The organism is Spiroplasma endosymbiont of Dasysyrphus albostriatus, from assembly GCF_964019495.1.
Lineage (GTDB): Bacteria > Bacillota_I > Bacilli_A > Mycoplasmatales > VBWQ01 > Spiroplasma_E.
Genome location: NZ_OZ026447.1, coordinates 1,487,834 through 1,506,418 on the forward strand (window position 1 = coordinate 1,487,834; position 18,585 = coordinate 1,506,418).

23 protein-coding genes are annotated in these 18,585 nt (G+C 21.1%); 12 read left to right on the forward strand and 11 right to left on the reverse strand.

What is annotated here, in order from left to right:
- Window positions 1-137 precede the first annotated feature (137 nt).
- The 7 genes from AACL11_RS08855 to AACL11_RS08885 all read right to left on the reverse strand — a co-directional run bounded on the left by AACL11_RS08855 (window position 138) and on the right by AACL11_RS08885 (window position 8,736).
- A complete protein-coding gene (locus AACL11_RS08855; RefSeq protein ID WP_338987479.1) occupies window positions 138-1,475 on the reverse strand; it encodes a hypothetical protein in 1,338 nt (445 codons plus the stop codon).
- A 378-nt stretch (window positions 1,476-1,853) separates the two neighbouring features.
- A complete protein-coding gene (locus AACL11_RS08860; protein WP_338987481.1) occupies window positions 1,854-3,218 on the reverse strand; it encodes a hypothetical protein in 1,365 nt (454 codons plus the stop codon).
- Between the two features lie 249 nt (window positions 3,219-3,467).
- Window positions 3,468-4,355, reverse strand: a complete 888-nt coding sequence (locus AACL11_RS08865) for a hypothetical protein (RefSeq protein ID WP_338987482.1) — start codon at window positions 4,353-4,355, stop codon at window positions 3,468-3,470.
- A 22-nt stretch (window positions 4,356-4,377) separates the two neighbouring features.
- Complete coding sequence (locus AACL11_RS08870; RefSeq protein WP_252319207.1) at window positions 4,378-5,454, reverse strand: hypothetical protein; 1,077 nt, start codon at window positions 5,452-5,454, stop codon at window positions 4,378-4,380.
- A 30-nt stretch (window positions 5,455-5,484) separates the two neighbouring features.
- Window positions 5,485-6,522, reverse strand: a complete 1,038-nt coding sequence (locus tag AACL11_RS08875) for a DUF3137 domain-containing protein (RefSeq protein ID WP_252319206.1) — start codon at window positions 6,520-6,522, stop codon at window positions 5,485-5,487.
- 152 nt (window positions 6,523-6,674) lie between these two features.
- Complete coding sequence (locus tag AACL11_RS08880; protein WP_338956719.1) at window positions 6,675-7,829, reverse strand: YitT family protein; 1,155 nt, start codon at window positions 7,827-7,829, stop codon at window positions 6,675-6,677.
- A gap of 13 nt (window positions 7,830-7,842) precedes the next feature.
- On the reverse strand, window positions 7,843-8,736 hold the full coding sequence (locus AACL11_RS08885) for a hypothetical protein (RefSeq protein ID WP_252319202.1): 894 nt from the start codon (window positions 8,734-8,736) through the stop codon (window positions 7,843-7,845).
- A gap of 126 nt (window positions 8,737-8,862) precedes the next feature.
- Between AACL11_RS08885 and AACL11_RS08890 the strand changes: the two genes are divergently transcribed.
- Complete coding sequence (locus AACL11_RS08890; RefSeq protein ID WP_338987485.1) at window positions 8,863-10,929, forward strand: hypothetical protein; 2,067 nt, start codon at window positions 8,863-8,865, stop codon at window positions 10,927-10,929.
- Here AACL11_RS08890 and AACL11_RS08895 read toward each other — a convergent pair.
- Together AACL11_RS08895 and AACL11_RS08900 are read right to left on the reverse strand one after the other, a co-directional pair.
- Window positions 10,904-11,905 (reverse strand): hypothetical protein, encoded by a 1,002-nt coding sequence (locus tag AACL11_RS08895; protein ID WP_338987488.1) that lies wholly within the window; start codon window positions 11,903-11,905, stop codon window positions 10,904-10,906. The genes AACL11_RS08890 and AACL11_RS08895 overlap by 26 nt on opposite strands.
- Complete coding sequence (locus tag AACL11_RS08900; protein WP_338987489.1) at window positions 11,826-12,242, reverse strand: anthrax toxin-like adenylyl cyclase domain-containing protein; 417 nt, start codon at window positions 12,240-12,242, stop codon at window positions 11,826-11,828. Before AACL11_RS08900 ends, AACL11_RS08895 begins: the two co-directional genes overlap by 80 nt.
- A 355-nt stretch (window positions 12,243-12,597) precedes the next feature.
- Between AACL11_RS08900 and AACL11_RS08905 the strand changes: the two genes are divergently transcribed.
- Window positions 12,598-13,086, forward strand: a complete 489-nt coding sequence (locus AACL11_RS08905) for a hypothetical protein (RefSeq protein ID WP_338987490.1) — start codon at window positions 12,598-12,600, stop codon at window positions 13,084-13,086.
- A gap of 134 nt (window positions 13,087-13,220) precedes the next feature.
- Window positions 13,221-13,379: a hypothetical protein gene (locus AACL11_RS08910; RefSeq protein WP_252318925.1), complete on the forward strand. Its 159-nt coding sequence runs from the start codon at window positions 13,221-13,223 to the stop codon at window positions 13,377-13,379.
- A gap of 70 nt (window positions 13,380-13,449) precedes the next feature.
- Here the strand turns inward: AACL11_RS08910 and AACL11_RS08915 are convergent, their stop codons facing one another.
- On the reverse strand, window positions 13,450-14,463 hold the full coding sequence (locus tag AACL11_RS08915; RefSeq protein WP_338986622.1) for an IS3 family transposase: 1,014 nt from the start codon (window positions 14,461-14,463) through the stop codon (window positions 13,450-13,452).
- Window positions 14,464-14,556: 93 nt separating this feature from the next.
- Here AACL11_RS08915 and AACL11_RS08920 point away from each other — a divergent pair, with 93 nt between their 5' ends.
- The 9 genes from AACL11_RS08920 (at window position 14,557) to AACL11_RS08960 (ending at window position 18,234) form a co-directional block, all read left to right on the forward strand.
- A complete protein-coding gene (locus AACL11_RS08920; protein WP_338987492.1) occupies window positions 14,557-15,111 on the forward strand; it encodes an ERF family protein in 555 nt (184 codons plus the stop codon).
- Between the two features lie 206 nt (window positions 15,112-15,317).
- Window positions 15,318-15,473, forward strand: a complete 156-nt coding sequence (locus tag AACL11_RS08925) for a hypothetical protein (RefSeq protein WP_338987494.1) — start codon at window positions 15,318-15,320, stop codon at window positions 15,471-15,473.
- The gene (locus AACL11_RS08930) at window positions 15,460-15,810 is read left to right on the forward strand and encodes a hypothetical protein (RefSeq protein WP_338987496.1); all 351 of its coding nucleotides are present in this window, start codon (window positions 15,460-15,462) and stop codon (window positions 15,808-15,810) included. Before AACL11_RS08925 ends, AACL11_RS08930 begins: the two co-directional genes overlap by 14 nt.
- Window positions 15,803-15,994, forward strand: a complete 192-nt coding sequence (locus tag AACL11_RS08935) for a hypothetical protein (protein ID WP_338987497.1) — start codon at window positions 15,803-15,805, stop codon at window positions 15,992-15,994. The genes AACL11_RS08930 and AACL11_RS08935 overlap by 8 nt, the downstream gene beginning before the upstream one ends.
- Window positions 15,987-16,544 (forward strand): hypothetical protein, encoded by a 558-nt coding sequence (locus tag AACL11_RS08940; protein WP_338987499.1) that lies wholly within the window; start codon window positions 15,987-15,989, stop codon window positions 16,542-16,544. The genes AACL11_RS08935 and AACL11_RS08940 overlap by 8 nt, the downstream gene beginning before the upstream one ends.
- Window positions 16,545-16,659: 115 nt before the next feature.
- Window positions 16,660-16,842 (forward strand): hypothetical protein, encoded by a 183-nt coding sequence (locus AACL11_RS08945; RefSeq protein ID WP_338987501.1) that lies wholly within the window; start codon window positions 16,660-16,662, stop codon window positions 16,840-16,842.
- Window positions 16,843-16,853: 11 nt separating this feature from the next.
- A complete protein-coding gene (locus AACL11_RS08950; protein ID WP_338987503.1) occupies window positions 16,854-17,090 on the forward strand; it encodes a hypothetical protein in 237 nt (78 codons plus the stop codon).
- Between the two features lie 269 nt (window positions 17,091-17,359).
- On the forward strand, window positions 17,360-17,674 hold the full coding sequence (locus AACL11_RS08955) for a hypothetical protein (protein ID WP_338987505.1): 315 nt from the start codon (window positions 17,360-17,362) through the stop codon (window positions 17,672-17,674).
- A gap of 65 nt (window positions 17,675-17,739) precedes the next feature.
- Window positions 17,740-18,234 (forward strand): hypothetical protein, encoded by a 495-nt coding sequence (locus AACL11_RS08960; protein ID WP_338987507.1) that lies wholly within the window; start codon window positions 17,740-17,742, stop codon window positions 18,232-18,234.
- Between the two features lie 98 nt (window positions 18,235-18,332).
- Here AACL11_RS08960 and AACL11_RS08965 read toward each other — a convergent pair whose 3' ends face one another.
- A complete protein-coding gene (locus tag AACL11_RS08965) occupies window positions 18,333-18,548 on the reverse strand; it encodes a hypothetical protein (RefSeq protein WP_338987509.1) in 216 nt (71 codons plus the stop codon).
- Window positions 18,549-18,585: the final 37 nt, after the last annotated feature.

Sequence of the window (18,585 nt, forward strand, 5' to 3'; positions counted from 1 at the left end):
TTATAGTAAAAAAATAAATTTTTAGTTGACAACTGATTAAATTATAAAATATTTTTAACCAGAAATTAAAAAAGAAAATAAAATGAAAATTAAATAAGTATTTATAAATGATTATTCCTTGTTTTAGCATAATTTTATTAAAAAGATTCCAAACAGGTTCTAATACTATTAGTACTATTAAATTCTTCAATTGTGGTTACCTTTGTAATAGTAAATTCACCAATAACTTCTTCTTTAGAACAAATATTATTGTTATTATTATTTATCTTTTCTTCTAAATCTATTTTTTCTTTTTTTATTTGTTCAAGTTCTGATTGAATTTTAATTATTTTTTCTTGAAGTTCTTTTTTTTCAAGTTCTTTTTTATTATTTTCTAAAAGTTCTTTTTCTAAATCTTTTTGTTTTTGTTCTAAATCTTTAATTTCTTTATCAATTTTAGCTGCTTTATCATAATCAGCATCTTTTACAAATTGTTCTTTTTCTTTAATTAAATTATTTTTATTATTTTCTAATTCACTTAACTTATCTTTAATTTCTTGACTATTAGTATTATTATTTATTTTTGCTTCTAATTCTTTAATTTGTTTATTCTTTTCTTCAATATTTTTGTTTAATTTTTCAATTTTTTTCATAGATTTATCATTATTATAGTTTAGAAGTTGATCCATTTTTTTATTAATTGTTTCACAACATTGACTATTATCATTTTTTTCATTAGATTGACAATTATCAATTTTTTCATTTATTTCTTTTAATTGTTCTTGTAAAATTTGACAATTAATTAAATGAATCTTATTTTTTTCTTCTTCTTTTATTAAAATTTCCAATTGTTTTTTAACACTATTGATTTGTTTTTCAATAGCTTCTTTTTCTTCTATATTAGCTTCTAAGTCCTCTAATGACTCTGGATCATTTTTAATATTTTGAATTTCTTTTTCCTTTTCTTTTAATTTCTTTTCAAGTCTTTCTAATTTCTCTTTTAATAATTCAATTTTAGGATTAGGCTTTATTTCATTATTATCTTTTTCATTTAATTGTTTTTTTAATTTTTCAATTTCTTTATTAGCTTCTTCTAACTTATTTTTTAGTTCTTGTAATTTTTCATTATCACTACAGTTTTTAATTTCTTCTTTTAATTTAGATACTTCTTTATTAGCTTCTTCTAATTTAATTTCTAATTCTTTTATTTTTTCATTATCATTAGCATTATCAATTTCTTCTTTTAATTTTTCAATTTCTTTATTAGCTTCTTCTAACTTAGATTCTACTTCTTCTTTAGCCTTACTAGTTTCATCTAATTTAGATTGAACTTCCTCTTTTTCTTTATTTGCTTCTTCTAACTTAGATTCTACTTCTTCTTTAGCCTTACTAGTTTCATCTAATTTAGATTGAACTTCCTCTTTTTCTTGAGTAATCTTTTCTAGTTGCTTTTGTAAATCTTCTACAGAAATATTTTCTTCATCACTAGTATCCATTAATTTTTTCTCCTTCTATATATGTTAAAAATAACATTTTTTATAATCTGATTTTTAATTAAATTTAAAAATAAAAAATATCAGAATAGTTCTAATTTATATTAGTGGTTTCGTTGTACCAATATTAAGATTCATCAAAAATATAATTTTTCTAACTTTATTTAATATAAACAATTGTAAATTTAAAAAAGTATAAAATAATATTGAATTATATGGTATTTTGATTAAATCCCAATTTAAATTTATAATTGAAAAAATAAATATACAATAAAAAAAGTACTTTAATTTACTAAAATACTTTTTTCTGATTTATTAAATTTCAAAATCATATAATTATATAATATAGAAATATTATTATACATTTATTATATACTGTTTTTATATAGTAAATGAGCGTGGCTTTGAAAGAAGTGATTGTTCATCAAACTCTGTTTTAAGAATTGAACTACTAATTCCATTATCCAAAGAATTTGTAGACTCACAATAGTTATTGAATGTTCCATAGTTATTTCTTGGTTTAGTAGTAGATCCAAAATTACTATTTACTTTCTGCTCTTCAACAGCATCAAAAAAGATTTCATTTTCTTCATCATTTTTAAAATTTCATTCTTCTTCATTACATAATTGTCCAATAACACTAGAAAATTCTTCAATACTTTCTAATTCACTAAAAACATCTACTAAACAAGAATCATTAATAGAAGATTGACATGATGTTACTGATTGTTCAATATTACCATTATTTTGTTGATAACCAGTTCATCTTTTAATAGTATCTATAACAGTACTCAGTTTTGGAAGAAATGGTATTCCTTCTTTATTAACCATACAATTAAGTAAAGATGAAACTAGAGAAAGAGTTATACCACCAATAACTTTTGGAGCATCTGTTGACAGTTTTTTTCAAGTAAATTCTTGATTAGATATATAATTCTCAGTACCTCATGTTATAGCCATTGATATTGGTGTTATAAAAAATAATGATAAAATATTTTTATAAAAAAAATTACTATTTTCATCAATATTTTGTTCACTATTAAGAAGTTGATTTTCTATATCATTAATATTGTTATTAAATAATCTTTTAACTTTTTCTCAACCTAATCTTATTACTTTTTCTATCCTAGAAATGATTGCACCATGAAAAGTCATATTTAACACATAACTAGTAAATTCAATAGTTGTCTGTCCAAGAATTTCGATTGAAATTCAATTATCTAAAATATTATTAGAAGCTCTATCCAAAATTACACCAGAATAACTTAAAAATAATAAGAAAGGAATAACTTTTATTATTTCTTTTCCTACATTAATATTATTTTCATTGTTTTTTCATTTATCTATAACTCAATTTTCAATATTTTCGATTGAACCAAAAATAAAAGGTTCAATAGCTGTATCAAAACCAATAAGTATACCACTAAATATCAAACTATCCTTAATAGTTTGTCAATTTCATGGTGTTTTAGCAACAGTAGTACTAATTATCATTTGAGCAGTGATATTACCAGAAAGAGCAACAATAAAAGTAATATTTTTACCTAAAAGTTTAGTTATTTTTGATAAATATTTGTTTTCTCTAATAGCAGTTTCTTCAAAAATAGATATTGTACTACTATTAGATATGCTAGAAAAATCACCACTTGAACCTAATAAACTTATTGCACTATCATCAGACATTCTACGAATATTAAGATTTTGATTACCTGTAAATAAAGGAGACATTTTAAACACTTCTTTCATATATAATAATAATTTTCTTAAGTTGCTACTTTTTTAAAATAAAAAGTAGTATCCAGTAATATAATTATTACGTGAAACTACTTCTTTTAGTCGCATATATTATTTAACCTAAAAAGGTATGAAAAAATAATAGCATGTGTTTTATAACTTGTCTATATTTTTTTTAATTTTTTTAATACAAAATTAGTTATAAAAGTAATTTTTATTATTAATTTTTATCTTTTCAAAAAGCAACTAAAAATTTATTAATTAACTATTAGTAGTAAAAATAAAAGTTAAACCTTCATATTTATTACCAAAAGCAATATCCTTTGAATTTTTACCCTCTAATCCAATTTTTATATAATCATAATATTTATCACCAAATTTTTTATTGCCAGTAATAGCAATAACATTATTATAGCCGCCAGCATTTAACAAATATGGTTTAAAATTATCAAAAGTTAACCAAGTAAAGGGTTTTTTTGGAATAAAATTTAATAATGGAACTAAAATATTACCAAGTAAAGGGTTTTTCACTTCTTCAGAAGGAATTCACTCTTGAAATAATTTTCAAAAATTTTTAGCTTTATCTGAATTATTTCTTAAATATTGTTCTTTTTGATTTTTTTCTTCCCTTTTAAAAGTAGCACCAGCAGTAACTAAGTCATTATAAAATCCACCACTGTCTTTTTTGTTAATTGATAAATATTGTGTTCCATTAACTAATGGTTCTAATTTTTCATTTATATAATCTTGTAATGGACTAAAATTAGCATCAAAACTACAATCTTTTACCGTAGAATTATTATAAACAGCTAAATGAATTTTAATATTAGTAGTACTAATTTTTTTTATTTCATCTTGACCATTAGTAATTTCATAAGTAATATTACTAAAATCTTCTGGAGCAGTATTAAACAAGTCACTAATATTGTCTTCAATTAATTTTTTAAAATCAAAAACATGAGTTTTATTTTCGGGTTTTAAAAAATTATTAAAATTGGGATAAGTATTATTAGCAATTAAATTTGCAGCATCTTCTAATAATTGCTGATAATCAACTGATGAATTGTGAAAAACATCACATGCACTAATATTAATACTAGTAATACTAGTAAATGCAAAAACACTTATAATTTTTAATATTTTTTTCATAATAAACTTCCTTAGATAATCACTACTTTTTTAGTATTATCTTCAAATTTTTCTTTTTTGTATTAATAATTCTATTTTTAATTTGTGAAATTTCATCGCGGTTTGTTATTTCATAAAATAAATGATAATAAATATATTTCAACTCACTAACTTTAATATTTTGTTTTTCAACAAATATTAGAAATTGATAAATTTCATGTAAAAGTTCAAATATTTTATTTTTTTCTTCATTAGTTAATACTTTTTGTTTTAATTCATTTCGAATAATTAATGGTGCTTCTTTAACAAATAGAAAATCACTAATGATATTTTTATAATCTCAATTATAAAATATTTTAAAATCATCAACTTTGGTTTTAACATTTTTAATATTATTTAAAATAGTTTTAACATCATTTTTAACTAAACTTTGAATGAAGACTGCTAATATTAATGCTAAAGAACTAGCGGGAATAAAGTACTTTAAAACTTGATCAATGTTAATAGTACCCTTAGTAAAATTCAAAATTGAATTTTTTACAATTAAATATAAAACTTCAAAACCTAAAATAATAAATAATGATCGTTTTTCTATATCTTTTCATCAAGGATTACCAAGAATCTGATTTTTTTCTTCTAATATTTTTTCTAAAATAATATAAATAATAAAATAACAAAATCAATAAGTTAAAACAAATAATGTGGTAAAAACATTAGTAAAACAAAAAATATAAGTAATGTTTCTAGCAACATTTAATACTAATAAAGCTTTAAAAATAAAAAAATTATTTTCAAAATTTGAAATTACCTTATATTTATTTTCAATATATTTTTTCATTCAACATCTGATTTGAATAAATATTAAAGTATTACTTGCAATACAACTACTAAAAATGGCAATATATAAATAAGTTTTTAAAGTAATAATAGTTTCATCAGTAATACTAGCATTATTAAAAAAATCAAATGTTAAAATTTTATTAAAAATACTACTTTTAACTTCTCATAAAATTGCACAAATAATCAAACAAATTGTTAACAATATTCATAAGATCGTCTGCATCAAATATTTATTGTTAAATCATTTTCAACTTGATTTTAATAATTGATAGTTATTCATAATTTTATCTACCTTATTTTTAAATTATTATTATAATAATTGTAAGCTATTAACTCACATTTGTGCTTGCGTTAAATTTAAAATATCTTTACTAATCATTGCTAATAATTTATTAATAAACTTTTCAAGATTAGTAGTAGTGGGTAAAACCATCAATTTGCCTTTTCCATCATTATAAGGATTTTTTCCTAATTCATATTTTCAACTTAATGTTAATTGTTCATTTTCTATGTGAATAACTGGTAAATCCTTATTTCCTAAACTATAAGCAAATTCATTAAGTAAATTCATTACTTTTGGTTCTAAAATTAATCTTAATTTAATTTGATTATCACATTTTACTTCAAATAAATCTTCAAATAAATGTGATTCTAATTGAACTTTCTTTTTACTACGAAATTTTTTTGAAAATATATTACGTGGTGTTAATGTCATTGTAAAATTATTATTCCTAATAATAGTTGTATAATAAACAAAACGTGCATAATAACAAGTAATTTTTTCTGTTTCAATAACTTGAGCAGCACTATTATATCCAGAACTTGTCTCATACATAACTTTTTGGTTAATGATACTTCCATAGTTAAAATTTTGACCATTAATACTTCCTATCATTACTTGTTCGCAATAATTATAATAATTAGGTTGTTCATCTAAAGGTAAATTACCTTGTGGTTCAATTGTTCAATAATCACTAATAGTTGTTAAATTCATTTGTGAATTATTATCTTTAATAACTCATTGATAATAGTTAATAATTGGTAATTCTTCTATTAATTTTTCATGAATTTTAGTTTTTAATACAAAACTCTGCACTAATAAAAAGCATCCAACAATGAATCCAATAATACTAATAATGGTAAATGGTTTTTTAATAAATGATGATTTGTTAATACCAATACTAGCACCAATAGCAATTAGAGCAATAATGGTAGTAATAATTCATAAACTAATTCATAAACGATTATTTATTAATTTAATTCATCAATGATTACTACTATTATTATAGTCAGTATGAATATTATTAACAATCTCATTTACAACTTTTGGTGATAAACTATGTTTCATAATTATTCCATTCTTTTTTAATTCTTAATATAGTTTATAACTAATTTTGTTTTATAAAAAAATAGAAAAAGACTAACTATAGATGTAATAATCTATTTAAAAGTCTAAAAACCTACTATTATAAAACTAATTACATTATAACATATATATTATTAGTTTTTTTCTAAAAAATCATTAATTTCAGTAATATTAACAGGTGCATTTTGTGGAGGTTTACCTGCATTACCACCATGCATATATTTTGCAGGAACTGCTACCATAAAAACTTTAGGATCGATTCGAACTATTTTTGTTTTAAAAAAATTATATTCTAATAATGACATTGTTGTCATCATCATTTTATATTCATTACCTGAATACAAACCTTTCACGTTTCAAACATTACCACCACGTAAATAATTATTTCGATAAATATCATTACGGATTTGCTCTAATTCATTAGAAATAATAAAGACACTCATCAACATATATTTTGGATAAACTCTATTCATAACAAAAGCTGCTACATAAATATAAACAAGCGTTGACATAAAATAAGGTCTAACTAAAAAATTATCAACAAGACTAGTTTTCTGTAAAAAAGTTCCATCAAGAATTAAAACAATAACAACAATAATAATATTAGTATTTCTAATAATAGTAGCAATTGAATATTTACGTTTCATAGAAATATAAGTACTAATAAAATCCATACCACCACTAGATCCACCAGTTTTAAATAAAATACCAATACCAGCACCATAAATTAATCCACCTAAAGCAGCAAAAATAAAAGTACGTGGTAAAACTAAGTGCCAATAATCTGTAGTACCTTTTAATGGCTCATTACCTAAAACTTGAAAATTTTTAAGAGCATCAATTGCTGTTAACAAAAAGTTAATTCCATTTTGAAATAACAAATAAATGATAGTATAAAGAGTAAAACGAAATCCAACCTTGAATAATCCTCAAATAATGATAGGACCATTAATAAGAAAATATACTGGATAAAATCAAAATGCTTGCGTTGTTTCTTGTTCAGTAATACTGCCATTATAAGATAAGGCAATAAATTTAGCTATTAATTGTGCAAAAGCTGATAAACCATTAGTATATAAACCAGCACGATTAATAAAATAAAAAAAGGAAACAGTTGTTAAAAAAGCACCAATAAAAATTAATAATAAATTTTTAGAAGTTATTTTTCAATTAAAGTTTTTTCATGAAGAATGAATCTCTTGTTTAACACCAATATTTTTAAAAGTAAAGGCATCAACAATTAACGGTGGCTCTTTATCTTTATTTTTTGCTTCTGAATTATTGGACATATTAAACTCCTTTTTAACTATTAAATTGAAGTATTGTTGGAACATAATTACTATCATCATAAGGCGAAGGTAAAGACATGTCAATTAATGAATCTTGAAAACTAATCACAAAATTAACTTTAAGTTCTAATTTATTAGGACCAGAGCTTGTAACTTTTTGACCATCAATTCCTTTAATATTAATATTAACAGAATTAACATAAGGATTATTATTTAATGCTAAACTTATTCCTTCTTGAACTAAAGTTTTAGTTTTTTGAGAAAAATCAGCATATGTTTTATCAATATCAGGTTTAGTTTCTTCATCAACACTAATTGGTACTATTTGTTCTGATAATTTAGTAACATCACTAACACAACTATAAACTATGTAATCGCTTTGTGTATAAGAACATTTTATATTAAAAGTTTTTTTTATGTATTGTTCAACTTTAAAACTTTTATCATTATTTACTACTCCAACTTGATAAGTAATATTAATACTAATTCTACCAGTTGAAGTATCAACATTTCAAGTTCTTGCTTTTGTTGATTCATCTATTTTACCATTATCAATCGTAAAATAATAACATTTAGTACCTACTTCTAAATGACTATCAAATCAAGTTGGTTCTTTAATATTTGCTTTATCTAAAATTAATTTGGCAAGTGCTTGTGCAAGACTGTTTTCTAATGCTTTATTTTCAATAACTTGTTCTTTTTCAGGTCTTTGACCATCAATAGGAACACCCACTGGTTTTTTAATACCAACTTTTGATAAAGTTGATTCTCAACCATTATAATTACCATTACCATTAGTAATTGCTTTTAAAATACTATCTTGTTGTTGATCAGAACAAGCTAAAACTGGCGTTACTATTCCACTACCAAAAGCAATAGTACCCATTAATGTTAAAATTTTTTTCATAATTATAATCATTCCTTAATTTAAAAAATATCATATATAAATTGTAACTTATTTTTATTATTTTGCTATACACTATCTTCAAAATCTTTATAATTAATATTAGTTTATATTAAAGGAATTGATAATATGTTTAAAATTTTATATACACTAGTTACTATTTCACTAGCCGCTTTTACTAATTTAAGCCAAGTGAAAATAAATAATTATCATCATAAAGAAATAAAATCAGAAAATACTATCCTAAATGAACAAAGTTTAACCTTAGCTTTTGAAAGTGGAAATTTTTATAATTGAAATGAAAATGATTCAACTAATTCTATTGCTGGTATTTTTACAAATTCACAAGCACAATCTTATTTATTAAATAAGGATGGCACATATAATAATTTAGACTTACAAATTAATAATTTTATTAGATTTGATGATAACTTAGGAATTGCTACTTTAAATAATTTTCATAAAAGTGATGATACTAATTTTATTAATAATTCATTTTTAATGACTAAAAATGGTATTAGTGATGATGCTACTGCCATTGAAACTCCAAATCATACTTTTACTAACTTTGGTAATAATATCGTTAGTACCGATATTGGTGCTGACTTAATTAATACAGACGGAAAAGTAACTAACTTAGTTACTCCCTATCATTATGGAAAAGGTAAAACTAGTTTTACTACTATAAATGCTACTTTTGGTGTTTTTGTTGGTGGTGATCAAAATTCTTATATTCTAAAAGTTGATGGTAATATCAAGCCAATTAATATGAATGTTCCTAATCCAATACTATTAAATTCTTTTGTTGCCATTAATAATAATGGTGGCATTATTCGTGATGTTAATGGTCAATTATTTTATTTAACAATAGAAGATAATGGTAATGCTACAACAAAACCATTAATTATTAATAAGAAGCCACTGTTTAGTACTACTACTGTTTTTTTTAGCAAGACTGGTAACAATCAAGGAATTTTAAATGTAAATCTCAAAAATAGCTCCAAATTTTTTGGACAACCTTATCATTTAAGCATTACTGATAGTAATGATATTAAACTTACAAAAATTAATGAACATTATATGAGTAATTTCATTTTACTTCATGATGGTTTAGGTATTTTTATTGATGAACAAGAAATTGGCTATTTTGTAAATGAATTAGGTGCTTTTACTAAAATTGGTTATTGTGCCAATTTCCAAAGAATAAATGATAATCTTGGTTTTATTAATAATAGTACAAGTAAATTATTACTAAGTGATAGTAAAAATAACAATTGAAGTCGAATTAATACTATTAAATTTACTAAAACTAAAGATGAACAATTGACTAATTTTATTAATTCATATATTGATAAAGATAAACTTACTGCAGTTAATCGTACTAATAATTGAATTAGTAATAATAATCTAATTTTAAATGTAACTAATGATGAACTAAAAGATATTACTATTAATGATAATCAACCATTATTACCAAATATTAATAATAGTATTACAACTATTATTAATAGTAATTCTGAAATTAATATTAAATTTAAAGATAAAATAATAACTTACCATGTATTAATATATAATCAAAATATTTTGCCAACACTAGATAATAGTACTAATACTAATATTAAATATGTTGGAATAGTAAATAATAATTTATATGATATTAATAGCACTAATACTAATGACGGTTTTACAATTAATTTTAACTATGATAATACTATTCAATTTGTAAATATTATTACTATTGATAGTACTACTATGAATAAAATGAATTTATGAACATTAAAACCAAAAACTACTTTTAAATTAAATGCCAAAAGCAATAATAATGTATATTTACTACAAACTGTTAATTGAAATAATATTAGCAACTGACAATATTTTACTATTTATCATGGTAATAATTTACCTATTATTGAATTTTGAACTACTGATACTGGTATAAAATTATGAAATGCTGCTTTAAAACTTAATTATACTTCTAAGGAACTAGAAAATATGAATGCAACAGAAATTAATAATCTAAGAAATTTATCAGTTAATTGAACAATTAATGAAGCGCGTGGTAATACTTTAGGTTATATTATTTCTGGTTTTCTTAGTATTGGTTTCATTTTAACTATTATTGCTATTATTTATGATTGATACTTAAAACAACAATTCAAAAAAAAGCAATCTAACACAAAGACAAATGTGAATTAATAAAAAATAACTGCTCTTTTATTTTTTTGGAATTATGTTTATCATTTTCTAATCTATTTACTGCTTCAACATTAACTGATAAACTTAGTTCATTAGATTTCCGTCTTTCACTTTGTTCTTCTCTTATTTTTCTAACTCAAGGATTAAATGAATTAGCAAAACCTAAAAAATCAGTTTGTTTTACAAAACAATTATTTGGAACATAATATCCTTTTGTTTTTATATAAAACAAAAAAGGTTCTAGAAATTTTTCTCATAAAAAAATTCCATCATTAAAAGGTTCATAAACAGCAAAATAAGAAATAGTCTGTTTATCTACTTTTATTCCATTAGGAAATGTAAAATCAATTAATAATTGTTGATTAGGTAAAAAAAATGTATAAAAATTTTCATTAAAATCTCTAACGTTAATATTAACAAGTTCAAAAGAATGCTGAATTGGACATAATTGATCATTTATTCCCTCTTCATAACCCAAATTTTTACTTAATTTATCAAGAAATACTTTGTTTTCTAAAGTATTTAATATTTCTAAAGAGTATCTAAAATCAAAAAATTTTTCATAATTATGACCTTTTTTAAAAATTTTACTCAAATCTCTTTCTCTATAACTATTTGATCAACTATCTATTTTCAATGCTGCAAATGAATTAGTAGGTATTGGTGGTTGATGATATTTTATTGATTCATCTATTGTTCAACAAACTGCAAAAAGATCATAATCAGGAATTATTGGTTTTTTTTCTTTAGAAATTTCTTGACAAAAAATAGAAATTGGAAAATAAATTAAATTATTTTTTTCAGTTTCTATTATTTCTTTTAAATCTCTATTATTTAAATTTTTAATATTATTTTCTTCATCAAGCGCAAAAATATAATAAACATTATATGTATTATTATTTTTTTCTTTTTCTAAATAAAGTACTATCTCGTTTTTTTTTATTTTTTGGTTGACAACATTTAACAAAAATTTCATCCAAAAAAAATTCAGCATCAATAATTCCAAATTTTTCCATATTAACTAATAAAAAGAAAAAATGTTCATTAGTGATTTTTAAAATAGTTTCATTATTTTTTAATTTTAAAGAAACAGAATTTATTTTATTATCTTTATTATTTTTATTTAATTTTATTGAAAATTTCTTACAAAGAAGATTTATTTTTTCAGTTTGTGTTTCATTATCTTTTAATCCTATTTTGCTTAAAAATGTTAACTCATCTAAAGAAATTATAAAGCCAGATTGTACACCTCAATCAGAACTTTTATTTTTAATACTAAAATGTTTTGCTGGATATTTTTGGGCGCATTGCAAACTTGGATACGGTTTAATAAGAAATTAAATGAGAGATAAAACTCTCATTTTTAATTGTTGAACAATTATAATTAATTATTTTGATAAATCTGTACTTTATTAAAGTAATTAATTATTACATAACTAAATAAAAATTATTAAAGGCTATAGTGCAGATATAACTAATAGTAATTTTTGTGTTGCTCTTTTAAAACTTGATATTTTTTGGTTCCCTTCCCCTAGAACCCCTACCCTCCAAGGCTTATGCTACTTACAGTAGCATAAGCCTTACGTATAGTAGTAGAAGTATTAGTTAGTAGTATATAAGCCTTTTATCACTGTAGGTGATAAGGCTTATACATAGAAAGGATTCGTAATGATTAATGTTAATTTAGATATTAAAAATAAAGTAAGAGAAACAACTAAAGGTATGTTATTAGAAATTGGTGAATATGAAACATGATTTCCAATTAAAGATACTATTATTAATCAAAATAATAAAAAAATAACATTAAAAATAATTGAAGATTTTAATTATAAATTAGGTAAAAAATCAATTACAAAAGATATTGAAAGTATTAAAGGTAGTGAAATTTTAAAATATATAAAAAATATTTCAGATATTACTACAAATGAAAATGAATTAATATCTTGTACATTTTATGAAAAATATAATGGTTATTATATTTTTACAAATGATAAAAATCAAGAATGTTTTAAATATAACATTACATGAGAAAAAGATATGAAAAGTTTTAAAATAAATAATCCATATAAAGATAATGATTTAGTAATAAATTATATTGTTACACCAATGAAAGATATAAATACTCATAATGAAAAAATATTTTATTTAAAGTATTAAAGGAAATTAATATGTTATTAAATGTTGAAAAAATAGAATTAATTAAAAATTTATGTAATGAAAAATTACTTAAAAATAAAAAATATATTGAAATACAAGAAATATTAAAAATTATAGAAAGAGAGAATTAATTTATGTTGAATTTAAAAGAAGATAAAAGAATATATTTAAAATATGAAGAAATTGAAAAAATATTTGGTTCATGTGATATTTGTCATAAAAATTCATCATTTGCAAATAGAACTTGTAATAAATGTTTTTATAAATTAATTGGTGAAAAAAATGAAATGTAATATACATAATGAAAAATATTGGATGGGGGTGGTTAGCCCTAATTACTGGACCATATTTTGATAGATATTTCTAAATTTTTATTTGTAATATTGGTGGTTTTAAAAATTTAGAATGTATTCTTTCATAATTATAAAACATAACATATTGATTTACATCATTAATAGCTTCATTGATTGTTAAATATTGATTTGAGTCTTTAGGCAATCATTCTTGAGATAAATGTGAAAATCAATTTTCAGATATGACATTACCGCCAATATCATATGGTTGTTTTTTGCTTAAAATTATTTGTTTGTTTTTTGCTCATTTTGTAATTTCTTGACAATAAAATTCGTTGGCGTTATCTGAATGTAAAATAACGTTTTTTATTTGATTTCAAGAAAATTGGTTGTTTATTTTTTCAAGTGCAGGAAGAATTAAATCTTGATATGATTTATTTGAAAATGTATTATAACTAACAACATTATTTGAATAAAAATCAATAATTACAAAAAGATATAGTCAACCTTCTTTGGTGTTTATTTGTTTAGTATCCATTGATCAAATTTGATTTGAAGCGGTTGTACTTTTGTAATCTTTGTTTACTTTATCCATTGTAGGTATTCACTTATTTGGATTTTTTTTGTTTTTAGGATAGTTATTTTTAGTTTGTTTTAATCCTTGAATATTGTGTTTTTTCATAATTTTTCGCATTTGTTTTGTTGATAATTCTATATTTAAAATGATATTTTTCTCTTGTTTTAATCACTCTTTAAAAGCTGAAAAAATTCTTAAATATCCATAAATTCTACCTTTTCTTGTAGAATGAAATTCGATTAAAAGTTGGCATAATTCTTGATATTTATGATTGCAATTAATAATATGATTTTTTTCTTTTTTAATAAGTTTTTGTTTATTTTTTAAAAAGTAATATGTTGATCTGTTTAATTGAAGATATTGACATAAGTTTCTAATTGAATATTGATTTTTGCAATCATCGATAATTTTAATTTTTTCTTTGATATTTAATTTGTTAATTATTAATGCTATTTGTTTAATTTTATCCATTAATAAAAATCCTTTCAGGTCAAAATTAGTGTTCATTATATAACACAATTGTTTTTAGAATACATTCAGATTTTTTAAATTAATGGTCTAGTAAAAAGGGCTAAGTGGCCCATTCCAATTAAAGAATTTATGGATAAAAATAATAATAAAATACAAAATGTAACAAAAGAAATAGAAGTTTCATATCAAAAAAAATATTCAATTATTGATTTAGATAATATAGAATTTAGAGAAGAATTTAATATTTTTGCTTGTGCTAAAAATACAGATATAGCAAAAGCAAAAGGTAGTGCAGAAACTTATGCTTATAGATATTTTTTAATGAATTTATTGTTATTAAGTGAAGATGAACTTGACCCAGATAATGATAATGTTAATTTAATACAAAATAATAAACAACAAAATAATTATATTAATAATAATGTAAAAATACAAAATGAAAAATGAGAACCAAGTGAAAAACAATTAGATTATTTTGAAAAATATATGATTACAAATACAGTTTTATTTGATGAATGTATCAGAGAAGATATGGAAAGATTAAATCCAAATAATAGTAAAGATTTTTTAATATTAATGGGTGAAAATTATTTAAAAAATTTATTTGATAAATTTAAAGAAATTCGTGAAAGATTTAAAAATTTAAAAACTAATAATAAAAATGAGTATAGAAATTATGAATAAATGTAAATATTGTAATAAAAGAATTTGATTAACTAATTATTGATGTATGAATTGTTTAGAAATATTAGTTATGAATTTAAATAAAAATAAGGAGAATAAATAATGGGATATTGAACAAAGTATAAATGTGTTTTTTGTGGAGAAATAATGATTGGTGATGAAGAAAATATTGAACATGTAAGAGAACATAGAAAGGGTATTAGATAATGAAAAAAGAAAATAGAGTTAATAAAGGTGTATTACGTAAATATATAACAGATTTAATGTTTAAGTATAAAGATAAAGCAGATTCAATATTAGTTCTACATGAAATATTTTTATGATTAAATGAAAGTTGAGTTGATAATAATGAAAATGTGTAAAGATTGTAAAGAAAATTATAATTGACCAAATTGTGAAAATTGTTTTAAAGAACCAATACCATGTTGTTTTAGTGAAGTTAATGAACTTGGTAAACATATAACTAATTGTACTAATTTACCAACAAAATTAGATAAAGATAATGTTCAAATAAGATATTTTTGTGAAGAACATATGATTAAAGTTGAAAATATAAGAAGAAAAATGGCTCAAAAATATATTAATGAATATAAAGAAAAATTAAGTAAGTGAATGCGTTGAGCTATGGAAGAACAAAGACTAAATAGAGAATGTGAACTATTATATAAAATTGAAAATGGTGAATTTGATAATGAATAAATGTAAACATGAAACATATAAATTAGAAGATGTAATTGATGAAATATTATATTTTGAATGTTTAAAATGTAAAGCAATATGTAGTATATATGCAAGAGATTTAGATTTAGAAAATGAAGGTAATGTAAGTCCATGAAGGGAAGAAATAAAATGTGAAAGTTGTGGTAGATTAAATTATGAATAATTATTTACTTTCAATTGACCCAAGTATAAAAAATACTGGATTTACATTATGAGAAAAGAAAATATATTGTGATACATATACATATTTATGAAAACCAATATCAATTGGTAGTTGTAGTTTTAAAAAAAATGGTATTTATAATTTTAATAGAGATATGCATTATATTGTATATGGAACTTTAGAATTAAAAAATGAATTAACTAATTCTAAAAATGATTTTGATTTAATTATTGAACGTGGTACTTTTCATTCAAAAAATGGTATTGGTTATGAAACACAAGAACATTTACGTGGTTTTATTGCAGGACAATTTAATAAATTATTAACAAAAAATATGTTAATTAGTCCTTCTTCATGAAAGAAATGATATTTATCTCAAGATTATACAATTATGAATATTACTAGAAAACAAAAATGAACAAAAGAAATTTCATTATTTTTAGTAAAAGAATTAATTGAAGAAAATAATTGAAATATAACAATATCAAATCATGATGAAGCAGATAGTTTATTAATTGGTTGATATTATTTAAATAAGGAGAATAAATAATGAAAAAGGAAAAAATTAAAATTAGAAATTATGAATTTGAATTAAATTCTTATGTAGTAGATTCCTTATTAGATGTTATAAGAGAACTGATAAAAACAAATAAGGAAGTAAAATAATGCAAAAACAAAAGCAAGAAAAAGTATTATTAAAATGTATTGTTAAAGATTGTAATAGTAAAGTATTAGTTACTTTAAAAACTGTAAATATAGAAGATAGTGTAGTTCAATTTTTTAATATGTGTTATTTTCATAAAAAACAATTTAAAAATAAAGTAAAAGAAATAAAAAATAAGGAGTAAATAATGAATTTATGAGATTTTTTAAAATATTTACTGAAGATAAAGAAATATATTTTTCATGAAATGGTGGAAGTAGTGAATTAGATGATGACCGTACTTTATTAGGTTATGAATTAGCAGATTGAAAAGTTTTATCATATAAACAATATCCAAATGAAATTAGAGTATTTATTAAATTAGATAATCAAGAAATGTGTTCATATAATCATTTTCCAAAAACAAAAGAAGAAAGATTAAATTATAAATAAGGAGTAAATAATGGTTTGATGAGAAATATTAACTATAGTATCAGTATCAGTAATATTATTTTTAATGATTATTTCAGTACTAACAGATGTTATAACTAAAATTATTAATTATTGATAATATAACTAAATTATCTATATTAAATATAGAAAATATGATATAATTAATAAAGAGAAGTTAACCCGTTTCTAATTATTTATAACTTCTCTTTTTTATATTTTAATTTATAATATTAAATATAAATAAATTATTATGAAATGGGTTATATATTATGCAATGATGGGAAATTTTATTGACATTATTAGGTATTTTAGTTGGTGGTGGTGGAGTATCAGCAATATTTATTGCATGATTAAATAATAGACATAATAAATCAGAAAATGAAAAAAATAGAGAACATAACAGTATAGAAAATGAAAAAGATAGACAAAATAAATTAAAAATTGAAGAAGAAAAAACTAAAAGACTTATTTTACAAATTCAAAATGAAAAAGATAAAGAAAGAGAAAATTTTAAAAAAGAAAATTCAAATAATCCTACTTTAATTTTAGAATTGTACAGAAAAGGAAGAAAAGGAAAACAATAGTTTATTTTATAAATTACTATATAATAAAACATGAGTTAAAATAATAAAAAAAGGAATTTTAAAAAATGAATACATTTATTGAAAAAGAAAAAATAAAAGTTTTAAATGAATTTTTAAATCTTTCTTTAATTAAAATTGCTAGAAAATATTTAAAATTATTAAAAAATAATCGTAAAATAAATACTAATGAAATTATTTTAGATGTTTTAGATATTTCTGTTTATTTATCAGAAAAAGATATAAACATAAATGATAAAAATTTTTTAAAAAAATTTAAAAATCCTAGTAAAAAAGAACAAAATAAAATTATAAAAGCATTAAAAAATCCAAATAATGATAAAATTTACAAAGATTTGGCTATAGAATTAGGAATAATTTTTTTAGTTATAAAAGATAAAGTAATACAAGATAAATTATTTAATTGTTTGTTTAAATTATATATTGAAAACAATGAGAATATAAATATATTTTTTAAAGTCAAAAAAGAAGATAATTTTTATAATGAATTTAAATCTGATTTTATAAATAATAATAAATTTATTTTTTGTTTACCATCATAAAAAAAGTTACCTAAATGGTAACTTTTTAATTAGGTGCCAACCTAATCATATACCGATATACTTACCATTTAGGTAAGTATATTCACATTATACATTATTTAAGATTGTGGGGAAATATTATTTTGATTAGATTTGGATAATATATTTATACCTCAAATTAATCCAAAAACATTCAAAGATATAAACAAGAAAATTAAACCAACATATTTATTTCTATGACATAAATCATGGCCTTTACATCCAATTAATATTAATAATACTATTCCAAACATTACTGAAAGTATTATTACATCTGCTAATCATAACTCAATCATATTTAATCTTCTCCATATAATAATATTTTAAATTAAT